The organism is Burkholderia sp. SR8 (genome assembly GCF_052851275.1).
The window spans coordinates 1-17,966 of the sequence record NZ_JAULUC010000040.1; the positions used below are offsets into that span (position 1 = coordinate 1).

Consider the following 17,966-nt stretch of genomic DNA (forward strand, 5'->3'; position numbering starts at 1 on the left):
AAGAACCCCCGCCCGAAAGGCGGGGGTTTTTGCATTGGTGGCGCAGAAAATGCGTGTGGAGTACTCGGCATGGCTGCATGTCGGACTGCACGCATTGATGCTCGCGATGCCGCGGAATGCGGAGAAGACGGAACGCAACTTTTCGTCTGTTGTGACGATTGTTGAAACTTACTAACAGCGCCGTTGCGGACCATCTGCATCAAAGCGTGTGCCGAAGTGCTTCATACCGAGCCATTCACCAGGCAACAGAGCGGCGCAAAGGGGCCTGCGCTGCGTATTCCTGATCCTCGTCCTCTTTTTGCGCAACTGCACCATAGGGCTGCTCTCGCCAGTTCAATGCGCTGTAGTCGGGCGTGATGATGACCCTGCGGGAATCAAAGTTGAACCGAAGGTAGACGCGATCACCAGGCTTGAATCCGAACATCTCGAAATGCGCGTCAATGGCGCGCATCCAAGGCATGTACGGTTGGCCATCTTGGGGAAGGTCCGGTTTGTTGCCAAGGGTCAGCTCAACCTCGGGATACTGTTTGAGCTTCTTGGGACGTGACTTACTATAGGCGTTAGCCATCTTCCGACTCCTGAGACGAGTTGGTTGTGGTCAGCGGGTCGTATGGGTGGCAGCCCATGCGGCCCGCGCTCTTACTGCTTTGCTCTCTCTTCAGTCTTCCTTCTAGCTCACGATTTCTAGCGCAACTATCTTCTCGATCGCGCGCGCTACGGACAGTTTAGTTCGTGAGGCATCTCATAAATCAAATTAGCTGTTGGATAGCCAAACGGGGGGTTCCGCAAAGAAGAGATGCATCGGACATAGAGAGAATTTCGTACCCGTCCAATGGTTTGTCGACGAGGGAAATGATATGACTTCGCATACCTAATAAAATAAGGCGAAGCATAATGAAACGGTTCTATTCAAGAAGGGAGACCGCTCGTCGAACGGTGGAGTCGTCCTCGAGGGCATGGACTTCTTCATGCATCACGGTACGCTGGTGACCTTTCTCGGCGCCAAAGTCTGCTGCTCCGCGTGCGAGTCGACCGGCGTTATCGTGGGCCACGGGCCGCAGCCAGCGATCCCGAATCACAGCATGGCGCGCCGGATGGCGAGCTCCAGCGGGACACTCGTTATCGGGAGAGACTGAGAAGTCAGATCCTGAGGACTGGCGGCGATGATGCCCTACTGCAGCCGAATACTAATCGTTGGTCCTCCGTCTGCGTTCTCGACCTTGTCACTAGAAATCTTAATGGCCGATTCAAACGGCCTAGTTGCGTTAACCCGATGGAAGACAGTGACGGGCAAGTGATTGCCTGGCTGGAGAGCCCGGCCGATTGAGAACGCTACCGATACGGGGGCCACAATTACGAGGTGTATCTCCTTGACCTGGAAGTCGCCCTGGAGACGTCGAAAACCCTCGCGAATTTCCTGCATAATTCTTTCAAGGTCGCACGGGGCTTCCACAATGTTTATGCCAGGTTTTTGTGCGGAAATAGAAATCCACGGCATCTCGCCGGCATCAATTAATTGACGCGTTGCATCCGGAATCCAGGCATCTTGGTAGTTATCAGAGATCGCAATTGTTAAAAGACCAACCGCAGCTCCCATAGCACCGGTAGCTTTGACGTCAGTAGCTAGATCGACGTTTGACGCATTTTTGTTAGGGTCAACCCAGCGCCAAGGACTCGGCACCCCTCTCGTTCGTTGGAGGACGTGCGCCGTACGGGCCTCGCCCAGTATCCGTCCTGCCAGGACAAGGACCGGTGTATCGTGAATAGCAAACACTGCCAGCGTATTGTCTGGGGTAGGCCTATAGGAACCAGTCTGACATGCCGTAATTAGACGGCTAAGCCCTGGCTCTAGCTGCGAAAGAGTCTTGTACCCATAATGCACTTCCGGCCTTTCGATAGGGGCCATGGTCAGATGTTCGCCGTCCGGATGCATAGCACTGAGTTGAATCGACTCAAGCGCTTCTGAAATCTCGCGAAACGTAACTGCCGGACTTTGCCCCGCGATCCCACCACGTATAACAAGTGGCATCGCACGCGCCCACGCCAACTGGCCTAGCAATTCGTTCACTCTTCGCATGTGCTCGCGACGCATCTCCTGGAGAGTTGCTATCGGATAGGCTTCTGGATCAATCGCATCGATGAGACGATGGTGGTCATAGCAAACAAGCATGACATTTTCCGCCTTGTCGGCCAACGTGTGCGAATCATTGCGTCCACGCGGCCCAAGCGGGTCGGCGCCTACAATGTGTGCAAGCTGTCCGACATTGCCGGGCCGAACAGATTTTCCGATCTTATCTACGCGCTTCCCGCAGCCATTGAACATGCAGACATTGGCGGCGTCTTTCAACACTTCGTCTCTCGCCGCACTATTCAAGCTCGGGCCTCGTCCTTTACCCATAAACGACTTACGAAGGGATTCCCACGCGGCGAAATCCGCCGTACTCATCAAAGTCCCAGGCAAGAAGACTGAAGTAGGCAGTGACGGCGGGCGATCGGCGACCGTATCGGGCCAATCCACTTTTCGCAGTGCTCTCTGCTTTGCTTTGCGAGCAAGCTCGGCATATGTCGACTTGCCCAGCTCACCAGAATGTCCCGACCAAGCACTCCCCGTTTGAATCACAATAATGAACCGAAAGGCTCGCGCCATCACTGTTACTATGGCCCCTGCTGGGCTGATCAGCCTCGCAATTTCAGCATCGTCTGCTCCGTAGGAAATCGAAACGGGGGGATTTGCAGTGATGGGTGACGATGTTGGCGAACCGGTGATCATGAACTGTTCGTTTATTTGATGTTGACGATGAAGGGGCCGCTCTTTGCTACGCAATAGCCATCTTTCACAATGAAACATTCGATGCTATGCGACCCCCTGTATCGAGCCGTTTCGTGGCGAGATATGCCACCAGACTGCACCGTGCCTTCATCGAAACCACCGCGAAGGTCCCGAGCCTGGCGTGCTGCGTCTCCTGTATTTACCACCTGCCAGAAGACCTTAAAGGGCTTCGGAATTGTGGTGTGCGCGTCGAAGGTCAAAGAGCTCCCAGAAGAAACAGGCAGTCCATCATCAGTTCTAGTGTCCGGGCGGTAGCCCGCGCGGTTAACGGTCAGCGTGAGCGACACTTTGCCATTAACACCGCTCAGCGAAGGGAACGTCATTGGCTTGCGATGCGGTGCATCGCGGAACCCGCGAATCCTGTCCGAAACTTTGGTGAGACTCGCCGCAACAGAATGCCCGCTAGTCGGACGTACGGTCCGCACTGCTGCTTCAACCAGAGGGCGGCCCATGCGCGGCGCCAGCACATCGATGAAGTCTTCGTCAGCGCTGGTCCCCGCTGCTAGCGCGAAGTCTTCCTTGGCAGTTTGCAGCCAGTCATAGAAGGCATCCTTCTTCGCCGGCGTCTCGTCCCACTTGTCAGCAAAATTCTCACGTGGGTCAGCTGGATTCTCGATCCAGTAAACTCCATTGCGTACCTCAATATAAGACTCCATCCTGCTTAGAATGCCGAACAGAGCGCCGGAGATTGTTGTCTCCTGGTTGTACGCGAGCGCGCCCAAAGTGGTCAGAATGATAGAGATGGGGCGAAGGTCTTCCTCCCCAGTGAAGCGCATGTCACGGTGGCGCTTGAGGATTTTGATGGCCGATTGCATAGGCGTCGTCACGCGATACTCCGGAATGTCTTCCACGGATGCGCGCGCTTCGTACAGTCGCAAGGTCTCACGACGGGCATTGAAGACAACCTTCATCCGTTCGCGGAACCAATCAGAATACCCCTTAGGGTTACTCCCCGGCCAATCGTCGGTCTTTCGATTGTAGTTTTGGTCGTACCAACACGTTATCGCCAAAGCCTTGTCCAGGCTCTTTGCTTGCATGCCCGCAGCCTCTACCAGGAGTCTTTGACGAAGACCGTCAGGCAGCGCCGGAAGGATGTCCATGTGAAACTGCGCTCCATCCGCGTAGTTCAGCGTCCAGCAACGCCTCGCCTCAATCGGCTCTTCCATACCATGCGCCTTGGCGTATGCCTTAACCTCGCCCCCGAGCCTTTCCTTGAGCTGCTTTTGCGTCAGTTCCAGCTTGCCCATGTCGATTTCACATACCACGTCCAAGTCATAGTGGCCATCCGCATCGTGGGGAGGGATGACCGTACCAAGACGGAAAGAACCCTGGGGGTAAACTGTAACGTTCTTGCTAGCGAAGACCGAGTCGTCCCTGTCAAGCCACTTACCTACCGACTTATAGCTACGCTCCGCTGCCTCGTACTTACTTTGAGGGATTTCAAGGGAAGCCGCTAACGCTTCAAGGAGACGCTCTGCTTTGTGTGTGGGCGTTACGGTCGTCGGGGCAGCGGTCAGTTTGTTCATAAAGATGGTACCGTCAGGATTTGCATTAGGTCACCTGCACCAACACGATGTGGTGCTTCGACACCGTTTGCTCGACACATGTTGGAAAGTAGTCAGTCGCATGAGGCTTTTGTCGCCCTCCCGATACCGTCCTGCTTCGGGTAGCGAGGGTTTACTTGATGTCCTCGATCATCGATGGCTTATTGAATTGGACTCAATCGAGTGTCCAGAGCCCTGCCGCAACTTCACCTTGGAGACGGGACAGCCGGTTAATTTCTTGCTGAATCCGTGCTTCCTCTTCGAGCGCTTGGGCTGCTGCATGTGTCTCCGCCAACGCCGGCAGCCAGACGGCAAGACGGGTTAACTCATGCAGGTTGATCATCTGGATGGTCGTCCCGCCAGACACAATGCTGCGAAGCAAGGCCTGCCCCAACGGCGAACGCAGCTGAAGCGCGAGCGCGCGAGGCTCTACATCCTTCCGATCGGTTCGCAAGACAATCGCCGATACGCCTGCGACCCATCCGCCGGGTCCAGGCGGAGGCACGTTCCCCGGGACGATTCCTAGTTTTCCAACGCTGCCTTTGACAATCAGCACGATGTCATAAGGCATCAGATATTGCTTTGCCTGTACCGCATGGCCTTCGACGGAAATCGTCTTCCCGGGAGCCTGGATATACCCAAATGGAGGTAGGTCGGAAGCGCCGATCTCCCACACATCAAATCGATCACCATCAGTACCCGGCTTCGTCGAGACCGGGCGGATGGTCGTCACCAGCTCACCCAGCGATACCTGTCGGGCATTTGCCATTTTGGCCTGAAGCCGCCTTTGCGAGGGTGGGAGCACATAGCGGCTTACCTGAAGCTGCGCATCGTTACCAAGAATTTCGGCAACAGGCGCCACGGCTACGGCATTGTCGTTAGTGGACTCTCCAACGACGAGGGAAATCAGTTCCGAAACGTTGATTAATCTCGCGCGAGCCTTGGAGACAGGTTCACGAAACTGATCCCCATCGGCATTAATAAACCGCACCGTCTGGTGCCCGCCCCGCGGATCCAACACCAGTAGCGCAAACGGGATGTTGGTGCCGATGAGGCATCCGCCAGGCATTGCGACCACCGTTTCCACGACGCCGCGACGGACCAGATCCTCGCGTAGCGCATGCTCGCCCCCCCGGCTGAACAGCAGGCTCGGCGCTACGGCGACGACGATCCGGTTGGTCGCGTGCGCCAGCAAATGTCTGATTGCGAGGACGGTGCCAGATTGGGTTTTTTCGGGAAAGCGGCCGAACCAGTCCCGGTTCACAACATCGTTGTCGTAACGCTGATTCAGCGGGGGGAACGCAATGGCAATCCCGAACCGGCGCGGTCTTCCATTCTCAATGGCTGTTGGCGAGCTGATCGGGTCACCATGATGGACGGTGAACGCGCCGTCCGTCAGAAGCCCGATCAGCGCTGGCAATGGGGAGGGTACCGGCGTTTCCAGATAGACGTGCGCTCCGTGCTGCGCGCACCGCACGGAAAGCTGTGCACTTGAATCCCACGGCGCGTACACCGTATCGCCAGGCTGGATCTGGCCCACCGCTGACATCAGCTCCACCAGTTCCGCCGGACGGGCTATCTCACCGCCGGTACCGGCCGGCAAACGCACCACCAGATCAGTGACATCGTCGGTATTCAGGACGCCAGTTTCACGTAACTGATAAACGACTTCCAGCGTGGCCAGCAACGTCGATGCCCCCGACGAGGCAAGTGTCCGGGTGTCCGGAAAGGCCTGCTTGAGCGACGCGTCGTGACGGCCGAACTGCTGCCATATGTCGATGCATTGCTGTATGCCCAAAGCCTTGCTGAATTGTAGAGATACCGGAAGGCGACCTTCGTTTGACCATTTCTCCCAGACGAGAACTTGAAGAACCAGTTCCAGCGCGTGCCACGGATCCATGGCACCGCGCACGCGCTCAATGACCTGCCAGACGAGACTTTCTTTCACCAGACTGTCCATTACTGTTTGTAGTTGTAGGTGGTGATCAATGCATCGCCGTTGGCGACAACCACCAATCCACCCTTGTCGAGAATTTTCTTAAGGAGGCGCTCGGAGCGCTGGAGGTCTTCCAGGAGACGAAGCGCATCCTTGCGTCCCAGAACATATTTGTCTTGGTCGGGGACGCCGTGGTCGAGCACAAGCTCGACCATTTCGCGGCTGATTCCCCGCTGGGACATGCGTTGCTTGATGTGTCGGGTCTGTTGCATGTTGTTTTTCTTCCCATGTTGATGGCGAGATACTACCGAGGGAATTCTCTTCTGTCAAACGTAATTTAATTACAAAAAAGATGATGGAGATATCGATAGAAGAGCTAGCTGATCAACCACGGAAAGTGCCCATTGGATCGGGAGCCCCGATCATCGTCAACGGCTCGTCCTGATTCTGCCTGTCGGCAGGGCAGGACGGCCTCCACATGCGCGCGGATCTACTGCGCCTGCCGCTCCGCGACGCCGTGCACGCGGCCCACATTAACGACGGCATCAAGTGTTTTCGCTGGATGCAGCGACAAACGGGCAGGCACCGTGTAGATGAACGCAGTTTTTGAGGCTAGGGTCACCGGTGTTTTCCAAAGGGGTGACCCGAGGTGGCGGCCGGGATGGTCTGGCGAGGGACTAGCAAGCTGACACGCGGGTACTACTATCGCGCCACCTGCAAAATGGTGCTCGCATCTCGTTTCTCCTCTGCGCAACTGCATCGAAGGTTCGACTCTCCTAGGCAGCCCACTCTGCACTCAGCTTCTCTGCCTGCTGCAATACCGTCTGCACGGCCTCCTCCTGCTGATCAGGTGGATACTTGTACTTCCGCAGGATGCGCTTCACCATTAACCGCAGCTTCGCCCGCACGCTTTCGCGCTTCTCCCAATCGACGCTGACGTTCTGGCGAAGGTTCTCGGTGAGCTCATGGGCGATCTTCTTCAACGTTTCGTCGCCGAGCAGCCGCACCGACGCTTCGTTGTTCGCAAGCGCATCGTAGAAGCGCAACTCATCTTCATTCAGCCCTAGCTCCTCGCCCCGGTTCGCCGCCTCGCGGAACTTCTTCGCCATTTCGATCAGCTCTTCGATCACCTGTGCGGTCTCGATGGATCGATTCTGGTAGCGAGTAATCACACTTGCGAGCAACTCCGAGAACTTCTTCTCCTGCACGACGTTGCTGCCGAAGCGACTCTTGATCTCGCCTTCGAGCAAACGCTCCAGCAGCTCGACGGCGAGGTTACGCTCGGGCAGGTTCTGCACTTCGGCAAGGAAGTCATCGTCGAGGATACCGATGTTCGGCTTGTCGAGGCCCACGGACTGAAAGATATCAACTACATCCTCCGAAACGACTGCGGAGCCAATGATCTGCCGGATTGCCAGGTCTCGCTCCTCGTCAGTACGCTTCTTCTCGCTGATCTCCCGCTTCGTCAGCAGCACCTTCACGGCCTGGAAGAAGGCCACCTCCTCACGTACCGCCTTCGCCTCATCGAGCGTACAGCACAGCGTGAATGCCTTGCTCATCTCTAGCGCAACATCCGCGAATCGCTTCTTGCCGTCCTTCTGCCCCAACACGAAATTGGCCGCACCGGCGAGTAGCTTGTGCCCGCCAGTCAAAAAGTCGCTGTAGTCGAAGCCGTGAAGTATCCCTCGGAGGATGTCGAGCTTCTCTTCGAGAACGGCGTACGCTTCATGCGCATCGACGGTAGGCCGCCCGCGACCATTGCTGGCTGTGTATTCCTTGAGGGCCAGCTTGAGGTCATTGGCGATGCCGATGTAATCGACTACCAGCCCGCCTTGCTTGTCTCGGAAGACACGATTGACGCGAGCGATAGCCTGCATCAGGTTGTGCCCCTTCATCGGCTTGTCGACGTATAGCGTATGCACGCATGGCGCATCGAAGCCCGTTAGCCACATGTCGCGGACGATCACGAGTCGTAGTGGATCGGCAGGATCTTTGAAGCGCTTCTCAAGCCGCTTCTTAACCTGCTTCGGGTAGATGTGCGGGCGGAGCAATGCCTTGTCCGACGCTGACCCGGTCATGATGATCTTGATCGCTCCCTTCTCGGGATCGGGGTCGTGCCAGTCAGGGCGCAGCTTCACGATCTCGTCGTAGAGATGCACGCAGATCTCCCGGCTCATCGCGACGAGCATTGCCTTTCCAGGCATAGCCTTGTTACGCTCTTCGAAGTGCGCAACGAGGTCGGCTGCAATGCTCCTGATCCGGGGCTCGGCACCGACCACCTTTTCGAGCGCAGCCCAACGCGTCTTCAGCCGCGATTGCTCATCCGCCTCTTCATCCTCTGCCAGCTCATCGACTTCCTCATCGATTTCGGGCAGCGCCTCTTCCTTCAGCCCGAGCTTCGCAAGGCGCGACTCGTAGTAGATGGGAACCGTGGCCCCGTCGTCGCGGGCCTGCTGCATGTCGTAGACGTGGATGTAGTCTCCGAACACTGCGCGGGTATCACGATCCTCCTTCGAAACAGGTGTACCCGTGAAGGCGACGAAGGTAGCATTCGGCAGTGCGTCGCGTAGGTGCTGCGCATAGCCGACCTGGTAGCCCTTCTCCTCGCCCTTGAACTTCGCAGAGAAACCGTACTGCGTGCGATGTGCTTCGTCGGCGATGACAACGATGTTGTGACGATCAGACAGTACAGGGAACGTATCCTCATCCTCACCCGGCATGAACTTCTGGATCGTGGCGAAGACGATGCCGCCGGAGGGTCGATTTGCAAGCTTATCCCGCAAGTCCTGCCGGGTGGTAACTTGAATCGGCTCCTCACGAAGAAGGTCCTCCGAAAGCGAGAACACGCCGAATAGCTGGCCGTCAAGGTCGTTGCGATCGGTGATGACGACGATAGTGGGATTCCCCATCGCTCCTTCGCGCATGACTCGCGCAGCAAAGCAGGTCATCGTGATGCTCTTGCCGCTGCCTTGCGTATGCCATACGACGCCGCCCTTCTGGCTCCCGCCTGGTCTCGACGCTTCGACCACTTGTGCAATCGCTGCACGCACCGCGTGGAACTGATGGTAGCCTGCGATCTTCTTCACCAGCCCGCCATCATCCTCGAAGAGCACGAAGAAGCGAAGGTAGTCGAGCAGGTAGGTCGGAGCGAGGACGCCTCGAATCAACGTTTCGAGTTCGTTGAACTGCCCTAGTGGATCTAGCATCCTGCCATCGATGGTCCGCCATGCAAGGAAGCGCTCCGAATTCGCCGACAGCGAGCCCATTCGTGCTTCGCTGCCATCGGAGATGACCAGGATCTCGTTGTACTCGAAGATGTCGGGGATCTGCTCTTTGTACGTTTGGATCTGATCGTATGCCTTCCAGATATCGGCGTTCTCGTCGGCGGGGTTCTTCAGTTCGAGGAGCACGAGCGGCAGCCCGTTCACGAACAGGATGATGTCAGGGCGACGAGCGTACTTCGGCCCCTTGATGCTGAATTGATTGATCGCCAGCCATTCGTTTGCGGTAGCGTCGGCGAAGTCGATCAGCCTCACGAAGTCGCCACGGGTCTCGCCATCCTTCTGATACTCGACTGGTACGCCGTTGACGAGCAGATTGTGCAAGATGCGGTTGGCTGAGAGCAGGACCGGAGTGTCAAGATTGAGGACCTGCCGCAACGCGTCTTCTCGTGCCGCTAGTGGAACTGAAGGATTCAGCAGATTGATAGCTTTGCGCAGTCGGTAAACCAGCAATATCTGCCGGTAGTCGGTACGTTCCGGCGAGTCACCATCGGGCGCAATATCGGGGCCGTAGAGATGGCTGTAACCAACTTCCTTCAGCCAGTCGAGTGCTTCTTGTTCCAGTTGATCTTCGGTCATGTCTATCTTGGCCCCGTTGTATGCGTTTCTTCTAGGCGGCGTTTTCTAACAAGGCTTCAGCTTCAGGAATCCGCAGTTGGCCTGAGATCAGGCGAGGTAGTAGTGCATCCCTCAAGGCGGCTAACGACGATGCTGTTTGTTTGTTCTGGACGATCTTGTTGTATATCGGCGTGGAAAGACCGCCAAATGCTTCTAGCACACTGATTGTCGGCACCAGAACGCGGAAGCGATCGATGTCGTTCTTGCCAAGATGAATGACGGTCGTTGCTGTCTCGGTTGCTTCAACGGCCGCCAGGAGCGGCTTAATTGACAAGTGGACAAATGCGGGCGAAATGTCATCAATCGGTTGGAATACACATACTCGCTGATTGAGCCAAGCGGGCTCGCCGCCCCAAAGATACGCTCGGAACTCGCCGTCCATCCCGACAACTAGATCTCCAGGCTGGACTACGTAGCCTTTTGGATGCACCTCGTCTGTGTAAACCCCCGGAGCTTCGTCCTTTAGGTCTCTGATCCTAATTAATGGACGACCGATTCGGTCAGCATTAAAGCGCTTGGAGGCAAATGGTGCTCCGTACACGACGGTCGAAACATCGTAGATGGATCGCACGCTCCACCCCCTCGGCACCAACTGTGAGTTCGACTCCTCGAACCCATCCGGGAACAGCGCAGCCGTATCCGCATCGAGTCCTTCCGGCTCACGTTTTTCTGCCTTTGCACGAACCGGATCGAAGTCGACGAACCAGGACTTGAATAGAGCTTGGGCGATGGCTTCGAGAGTGGCGTTGGCTTCTCGGAGCACCCGACATCTACGCTCTATCAGTTCCAGCAATTCGACCAGATGGGCTCGAGGACGGGTCAAAGGTGGAACGGGGTATGAAAGAAAATCTTCTCGGCTTAGCGCGACGACAGCGCTACCCATCGCACGCCCCGCACAATACTCTCGATACTGTGGAGTTCGAAGCAGCCAATAGATATACGTTTTTGTGGCTTCGTCCGATTCGTTAAACACCAGCTTCACAGTGTCTTGGGTCAAGCGGCCGGCCGGTATGAAGTCAGGCACTCTTGCTACCGAGCCAATCATCTTACCGTCCTTAGTAGCCCCCTTTAGAGCGCCGAACATATCGCCCGGGAAAAGCATTAGCTTCTCAGGACACTCCCCGCCGTATGTCTTGAAGTCCTTTTCACGAAATCCACCACCGGGCTCAATTGCTCCCAGTCCTAGCAATGCCGGTCCCGGCGAGCCTACAAGACTCCCTTTGTACGTCGTCCCGCGTATCAGGGTTATGTAGTGACCTAGGCTACGAGACGTCTCAGAATTCATACCCGAGCCCCCCCAGCTTCTGCCGAATCAACGTGTCCAGTTCAACACCCTTGGCCATTTGCTCGCCCAACTTCTCGGTGAGCTTCTGCATCTTCTCGTCGAAGGCTTCGTCGTCGTCCTCAACCTCCTCCGCACCAACATAACGTCCCGGGGTCAGTACATGACCATGTTCGGCGATTTCGGCCAAGCTCACACTGCGGCAGAATCCGGGCAGATCGGCATAATCCCCCGTCGCATCAGCGTCACCGCGCCATGCATATACCGTCTCGGCAATCTTTGCGATGTCCTCATCAGCGAGTTCGATCTGCACTCGGCTAACGGATCGACCCAACTTCCGAGCGTCGATGAACAGCACTTCACCTTTACGGCTCGTCTTTTGCTTCGTGAGAAACCAGAGGCAGGCGGGTATCTGTGTGTTGAAGAACAACTGTCCCGGCAACGCAACCATGCACTCGACCACGTCGGCCTCGACCATCGCCGCTCGAATCTCACCTTCGCTGTTCTGGCTCGAACTCATCGAGCCGTTGGCGAGCACGATGCCCGCACGGCCATTCGGCTTGAGGTGATAAAGCATGTGCTGCAACCACGCGTAGTTCGCGTTGGCCTGCGGCGGCGTGCCGTAGACCCAGCGTGGATCGCCTTCGAGGCTGCCATGCCACCAGTCCGAGATGTTGAACGGCGGGTTAGCTAATACGAAGTCGGCACGCAGGTCGGGATGCTGGTTGCGAGTGAAACTATCCGCTGGCTCCTTGCCGAGGTCGTAGTCGATCCCGCGAATCGCAAGGTTCATAGCTGCGAGACGCCACGTTGTCGGGTTCGATTCCTGCCCATAGATGGACACGTCGCCCAACTTGCCGCCGTGCGCCTCGATGAACTTCTCCGACTGCACGAACATGCCGCCTGACCCACAGCATGGATCGTAGACCTTGCCGCGATGGGGAGCGAGCACATCTACGAGCGTCTTGACGATGCTTGCAGGCGTGTAGAACTGGCCACCCTTCTTGCCTTCCGCACTGGCGAACTGGCCGAGGAAGTATTCATAGACCTGGCCGAGAATGTCGCGAGCGATAATCGCGTCGTTGCCGAAGCCGATCTGCGAGATCAGGTCTACGAGTTCGCCGAGCTTGCCGTCAGGTAGCTGGGCACGGGCGTAGCGCTTGTCGAGGATGCCCTTGAGCTTGGGGTTCTCGCCTTCGATTGCAGCCAGGGCTTCGTCGATGCGCTTTCCGATGTCGGCCTGCTTCGCTTGTGCTCGAAGGCTCTCCCAGCGAGCAGCTTCAGGTACCCAGAACACATTGACTTCCCGGTAATAGTCACGGTCTTCCAGTTCGGCAGCAATCTGGTCTTCTTCGCTATCCGGCAGAAAGTAGTCGTCGTTTGTGTCCAGGAAACGCGCGGCCAGCTCATCACGGCGAGCCTGAAAGGTGTCTGAAATATACTTGACAAAAATCAGCCCGAGCGCAATGTGCTTGTACTCAGCCGCGTCCATATTGGCACGCAGCTTGTCTGCGGCGGCCCACAGCGTCTTTCTGATGTCCTCGATCATTGGTGGTCTTCTGGTAGATTGGTGCAGGCCGACATTATGCCGTTTGCCGTGGCCTTGCAATCGACAGTCGGTCAGTAATCTGACGGGCGTGCCCGGCCCAGCTGGGAAAACTCCCGCAGGACTTCGGCAGAAAGCCGGGAGACCTTGAATCGGTCCTTCACTCATCAAAAAATGAAGAGTCGAAGATATTCTGATGAGGCAACCTCGGTCAGGCGCCGACGAAATTTTTGCGACTGGGTCAGGATGGCGCGAGAACGGCACGGCGCAGGTGCCTTTGCCTATGAAGATTCTGAACAGCAGTTCGCTACGCAGCGAGGACCTGAGGTATCTGTCTTCTGCCTCACGCATCACCATTCGTTCAGCGTGCTCCCCTTCGATCACTTGCGATACAAGGGAGGCGGATGCCCACGGTGCGAATACGCGGCACGAAGCGCCGGAAGGCTGGAAGACCAGGAAGCCAAGTTCAGGAAATGGTTCGACGATAACGCGTCAGCCAGACTTACGGTAGTGAGCTCCTTCCGAGGGATGACCAAGACCATCCAGGTTCGATGTCGACGGCACGAACAGTTGGAGACCACTCGGCCCACATACTTGATGGTAAACGGCGTGACCGGATGTCGGCACTGCGCAAAGGAGGCCGCCTCTGCCGGTCGTCGGCCCACCGAAGATCAGCTCCGTAGCGAGCTTGCCGGTTTGATGCCGAGCCATGTCCAGCTTTCGAGTTTCGTTTTCAACGAAGAGCTGCGAGCGACTCGAATCCAGATCGAGTGCGAATGCCACGGTTGGCATTCGGTGTCTGCAGACTATCTGAGGAAGTCAGCATACAAATGTCCGGACTGTGGGAATGAACAGGTCGGGCAGGGTGCGAACAGGCTCCGGCGGCTATTGGAAACGCGCGACGAAGGACGACCGACGTGGATCGTCGTGGCGGAGGTCGAGGCGTTCGGCATCGCTTCCTTGAAAGTGGGGATCACAAGCAGGGGTATCGAACAGAGGTATGGATGGCATCTGCGGCGAGTCTTCTTCCGGGCAAAAATGAAGGAGATCGACGCCATCGTCCTGGAAAATCAGATACACCGAATTTTCGCGGCTCACAGCGACCGGCGCATATTCCTGGCGGGAATGCGCGAAAGAAGGCGCTGGAGCGGGGACACTGAGTGCTATTGGGTCGACAAGCGGAAGGTAATTGAGAAGTTTGTCAGGAACTTCGTCACAACCCGACTACTGGGTCGAGTTCGAGAAATGCGAATTCCCACAGTGGGGCGTGGTAGATGTATCCCGCGAGAAAGATCTGACGAATAACCCGCATGTCGTGATCTGCGTTGAGACAGGAGTTTCCTATCCGTCAATAGCGGAGGCGGCCCGGAGCACCGGCCTCAGTCAAGGAAACATCTCGGCCGTACTTGCTGGCAAACGCAGGCTTGCGGGAGGGTGCCGGTGGACGTCTCCGGAAGACGTCGTGCGGGTAACCCAAGAGCCGCTCAGACCAAGGCGTTTGAAGACCAAAGCGGTGAGGTGCATCGATACAAATGAGGTCTTTCCGAGCGTTTCAGACGCTGCTCGAGCCAAGAATATCAGCAACTCCCACATCTGTTCGGTGTGTAAGGGACATCGCCAAACCGCCGGCGGGTTGCATTGGCAATACGCGAACGCGTTTTAGGGTCTCTGCTGGTACCGACCGCCGCTTCGGAGATTTGACCGAGCGGCAGCCCATGTGTCATTCTGGCGCTCAGACGGGCACCCGCCTGTCACCCTGATGTCACCCGGCGGGGTGTCAAACCAGACGATGACGGAAGTAGAGCCCAAATGAAAAAACCGGCCTAAGTGTGAGACAGGGAGCGTCTCTTTGCACTCTACCAGAACCATCTCTTTGCGCTAGAGCGATCGTGCGGCAAGGTCTGCGTCGAACAGATCTCTACTCGCAGAACTCGATTCTTTGCACTTTGTCCCGATAGTACGGGTTTCATTGCACTTTGTTCTTTGGCCATCGTCAAAGCTCCACGAACGCATGTCACTCAAGTACCACATACCTTCCACAAAGCTCGAACTCATTGCAAAATACTTCCGGTCGTCATCAGATAGCCGACAGCCACGTAGCATCACCTGAGAAGCGGAAGATGTAAATCGCAGGACGTAAAACGAGTCACGCGCGCCTGAAGTGAGGTGCCGACACGCACTGCCCAAACAGTGACGCGAACATTCGCCCATGATTCGCACATTGAATTAAAAATTGTGACTGATATGACGTCAATAAATACAGCCTTCAACCTTCATCGACTCGGGTGGCATTCGTTTCAAAAGCTCTGCTTGACTATCACCCGGGAAATTTTAGGTCAAACGGTACAATCGTTTCTTGACGTTAATGATGGGGGAAGAGATGGTGCATTCTGTGGCAGCTGGACAACTCAAAAGGGTGAAACGTTATCAGGTAAATTCGTTATCCAATGCAAATTCACAAATCGCCCCGGATACTCCCTTACAGCGTCCGATTTATCCGACGAATTCGGCAAGGCAAAAGCATTAGTAGACAAAGGTTTGTGTGATGCATACATACTACTCACAAATGCCGGGATTTCAGGCGCAACCGACGAAAAAATTCATGCCGCATTGAAAAATTCCGGAGTCAAGCAATCTATAACATATGGGTCAAATTGGCTTGAAGAGCAGATAAAATCCAGCAAGCGATTAAGAATGCTGGTTCCAAGAGTCTACGGGCTCGGTGATCTTTCACAGATTCTTGACGACAGAGCATACAAACAAGCGAAAGCTGTTCTTGACAGCATGCATGAAGAGTTGGCGAAGGTTGTCATCACGGATGCTTACACTAAAGCTGCACATGCTATCGACACGCATGGCTTCGTACTGCTCATTGGCGAACCCGCGGCGGGCAAGTCCACCATCGCCGCAATGCTTGCAATGGCAGCAGCTGACAAATATGAATCATCCGTTATAAAAATCACTCGTGCCGAGCTTTTGATGGACCGGTGGAATACCGAAGAAAACTCTCAGTTCTTTTGGGTTGATGATGCATTCGGTAGCACGCAGTATGAAAACAATCTTGCGCTGGAATGGAATTCGAAAATCCCAGAAATCCGTGCCGCGATAAAAGGCGGAGCAAAAATTGTTTTGACATCCCGCGACTACATCTACAACGCTGCACGACGCGATCTCAAAGCCAGCGCATTTCCGCTATTAAACGAGAGTCAAGTGGTGGTGGATGTGCACGCTCTGACTCTAGCAGAGAAGCAGCAAATTTTATACAATCACCTGAAGTTTGGATCTCAATCTAAAGAATTTCTGAAACTCGTCAAGCCGTTCTTGGGCGACGTTGCCGATCACCCTCGCTTCATTCCGGAGATGGCAAGAAGACTCTCCGATCCATTATTTACAAAATCCATTTCCACCTCGGAATCCGGGCTCAAATCATTCATCGAAAATAGGGAGCAGTTGCTTTCCGAGATCATTGAAGGGCTTGACATTCACAGTCGGTCCGCATTGGCTCTTATTTACATGCGCAAGGATGATCTCCGGAGCCCGATCGAATTGGATAACGCCGAAGAAAACGCAATAATTAGAATGGGAAGTAGCCTGGGTGCGTGTATAAGCGCACTGGAGGCATTGAAGGGCAGTTTAGTGTCTCAGGCATTCACTGATGGCGAGCCATCCTGGAAATTTCGACATCCAACCGTGGGTGATGCATTCGCAACACTAGTGCGAAAGAATATCGAACTACTCGAGATTTATGTTCGAGGAACTTCTCCCGCTCGCCTTATGCAGCAGGTAACATGTGGTGATGTTGGCATCAAGAACGCGGTCGTACTCCCGTCGTCAATGCATTTTTTGATGATCGACAAGCTAGATGAATTTGTCGATGAATCGAATCATGAAAAACCCGTCTACCAATTTTATTGGTCTGCCAAAACGGCCTTACATAATTTCTTGGTGCGCCGTTGCTCTAAATCTTTTTTAGAGAAATTCTTGACACGCCACCCAGAGCTTCCTTCTAAGATACATTCTCCAGGGTTGTATCTAGATGCGGTATCAGAAGTCTCAGTGGCAATCCGGCTTCATCAAGAAGGGCTGTTTCCACCATCGTCAAGACTGATCTTCGTTGACAAAGTAAGCGATTACGCAATCCGAGGAAGGGATTTAAGCGCCCTTAGCGACAAAGATCTTCGCTCGGTATTCACCAACGCCGAGTATCAGAACGTCTTGAACCAGATTAAACTCCAGCTGATTCCAAAATTAAGCGATGTACGAAACGACGCTACGTCGGGATACGATTCATCCGAAGAACCGAATGATTATGTAGCACCGTATACACGCACGCTGGATATCTTGGAGGAATGTTTTCCAGAAGATGAAGCGATTTTGGGTACTGTCAATGTGGAACGCCGGCGCATCGACAAGTGGATTGACAATCAATTTTATGAGGAGTCTTCCGGAAGTGATGAGACTGACGGACTCGGCACACTAGAGGATACGATCATTCAAGAAAATGAGCGTAGCATCTTTGATGATGTCGATGAATAGCAGAATGTATATGCGCCTAAACTCCTGCGCCGCTGTTTCATTCGCAACACCTCCACTGCTTACGCAGCGTCTAGTGTGTTGCATCGACCGGTTGAATCCGCCGTCGACTTATCTGTCATGATCGCATCGACGATCGCCAACAGATATAGGGGCGAAAGGGGCCACGATCGGTCGCGTGATCTCGACGGCGCCTTCGCCTCATCTCGATACACACGCGGGCACAGCCGAGCTACGGTTAGTCGCGCCCAAACAACAAAGCCGGCACAAGGCCGGCTTTGTTGTTGAAGCATAAGGCTGCACTTTGTCGGGGGGGCATATCTTTGCACTCGGGGAAAAAATATGATTCCTGTCCCAAGTGACCGGTTTTAAAGGGATTCCGTTGGTGGAGTGGAG

Annotated in this window: 10 protein-coding genes; 2 read left to right on the plus strand and 8 right to left on the minus strand. The window is 55.2% G+C overall.

Annotated elements, in window-relative coordinates; genetic code table 11:
- Window positions 1-235 precede the first annotated feature (235 nt).
- From Q3A80_RS30255 to Q3A80_RS30290, 8 genes are all read right to left on the minus strand, one after another.
- Window positions 236-568 carry a hypothetical protein gene (locus Q3A80_RS30255; RefSeq protein ID WP_446332457.1) on the minus strand — a complete coding sequence of 111 codons (333 nt, stop codon included), beginning with the start codon at window positions 566-568 and terminating at the stop codon, window positions 236-238.
- 603 nt (window positions 569-1,171) lie between these two features.
- Window positions 1,172-2,770 carry an SAVED domain-containing protein gene (locus Q3A80_RS30260; protein WP_446332458.1) on the minus strand — a complete coding sequence of 533 codons (1,599 nt, stop codon included), beginning with the start codon at window positions 2,768-2,770 and terminating at the stop codon, window positions 1,172-1,174.
- 11 nt (window positions 2,771-2,781) lie between these two features.
- Window positions 2,782-4,356 carry a nucleotide-binding domain-containing protein gene (locus Q3A80_RS30265; RefSeq protein WP_446332459.1) on the minus strand — a complete coding sequence of 525 codons (1,575 nt, stop codon included), beginning with the start codon at window positions 4,354-4,356 and terminating at the stop codon, window positions 2,782-2,784.
- Window positions 4,357-4,549: 193 nt separating this feature from the next.
- On the minus strand, window positions 4,550-6,334 hold the full coding sequence (locus Q3A80_RS30270) for an N-6 DNA methylase (protein ID WP_446332460.1): 1,785 nt from the start codon (window positions 6,332-6,334) through the stop codon (window positions 4,550-4,552).
- Window positions 6,334-6,582 (minus strand): DUF4258 domain-containing protein, encoded by a 249-nt coding sequence (locus Q3A80_RS30275; RefSeq protein ID WP_446332461.1) that lies wholly within the window; start codon window positions 6,580-6,582, stop codon window positions 6,334-6,336. The genes Q3A80_RS30270 and Q3A80_RS30275 overlap by 1 nt, the downstream gene beginning before the upstream one ends.
- 504 nt (window positions 6,583-7,086) lie before the next feature.
- Entirely contained in the window at window positions 7,087-10,170 is a 3,084-nt protein-coding gene (locus tag Q3A80_RS30280; protein WP_446332462.1) for a type I restriction endonuclease subunit R, read from the minus strand.
- A gap of 31 nt (window positions 10,171-10,201) precedes the next feature.
- Window positions 10,202-11,254: a restriction endonuclease subunit S gene (locus Q3A80_RS30285; RefSeq protein WP_446332463.1), complete on the minus strand. Its 1,053-nt coding sequence runs from the start codon at window positions 11,252-11,254 to the stop codon at window positions 10,202-10,204.
- A gap of 229 nt (window positions 11,255-11,483) precedes the next feature.
- Window positions 11,484-13,040, minus strand: coding sequence for a class I SAM-dependent DNA methyltransferase (locus tag Q3A80_RS30290; protein WP_446332464.1), 1,557 nt, complete (start codon window positions 13,038-13,040; stop codon window positions 11,484-11,486).
- A 1,312-nt stretch (window positions 13,041-14,352) separates the two neighbouring features.
- Between Q3A80_RS30290 and Q3A80_RS30295 the strand changes: the two genes are divergently transcribed.
- Complete coding sequence (locus Q3A80_RS30295; protein ID WP_446332480.1) at window positions 14,353-14,700, plus strand: NUMOD1 domain-containing DNA-binding protein; 348 nt, start codon at window positions 14,353-14,355, stop codon at window positions 14,698-14,700.
- A 647-nt stretch (window positions 14,701-15,347) separates the two neighbouring features.
- On the plus strand, window positions 15,348-17,573 hold the full coding sequence (locus Q3A80_RS30300) for an nSTAND3 domain-containing NTPase (RefSeq protein ID WP_446332465.1): 2,226 nt from the start codon (window positions 15,348-15,350) through the stop codon (window positions 17,571-17,573).
- Window positions 17,574-17,966 lie beyond the last annotated feature (393 nt).

Excerpts from the sequence above, each read along its gene's own strand:
- Q3A80_RS30265 (WP_446332459.1), bottom strand. The coding sequence starts at position 4,356 with ATGAACAAACTGACCGCTGCCCCGACGACCGTAACGCCCACACACAAA.
- Q3A80_RS30285 (WP_446332463.1), bottom strand. The coding sequence starts at position 11,254 with ATGATTGGCTCGGTAGCAAGAGTGCCTGACTTCATACCGGCCGGCCGC.
- Q3A80_RS30275 (WP_446332461.1), bottom strand. The coding sequence starts at position 6,582 with ATGCAACAGACCCGACACATCAAGCAACGCATGTCCCAGCGGGGAATC.
- Q3A80_RS30255 (WP_446332457.1), bottom strand. The coding sequence starts at position 568 with ATGGCTAACGCCTATAGTAAGTCACGTCCCAAGAAGCTCAAACAGTAT.
- Q3A80_RS30260 (WP_446332458.1), bottom strand. The coding sequence starts at position 2,770 with ATGATCACCGGTTCGCCAACATCGTCACCCATCACTGCAAATCCCCCC.
- Q3A80_RS30280 (WP_446332462.1), bottom strand. The coding sequence starts at position 10,170 with ATGACCGAAGATCAACTGGAACAAGAAGCACTCGACTGGCTGAAGGAA.
- Q3A80_RS30270 (WP_446332460.1), bottom strand. The coding sequence starts at position 6,334 with ATGGACAGTCTGGTGAAAGAAAGTCTCGTCTGGCAGGTCATTGAGCGC.
- Q3A80_RS30290 (WP_446332464.1), bottom strand. The coding sequence starts at position 13,040 with ATGATCGAGGACATCAGAAAGACGCTGTGGGCCGCCGCAGACAAGCTG.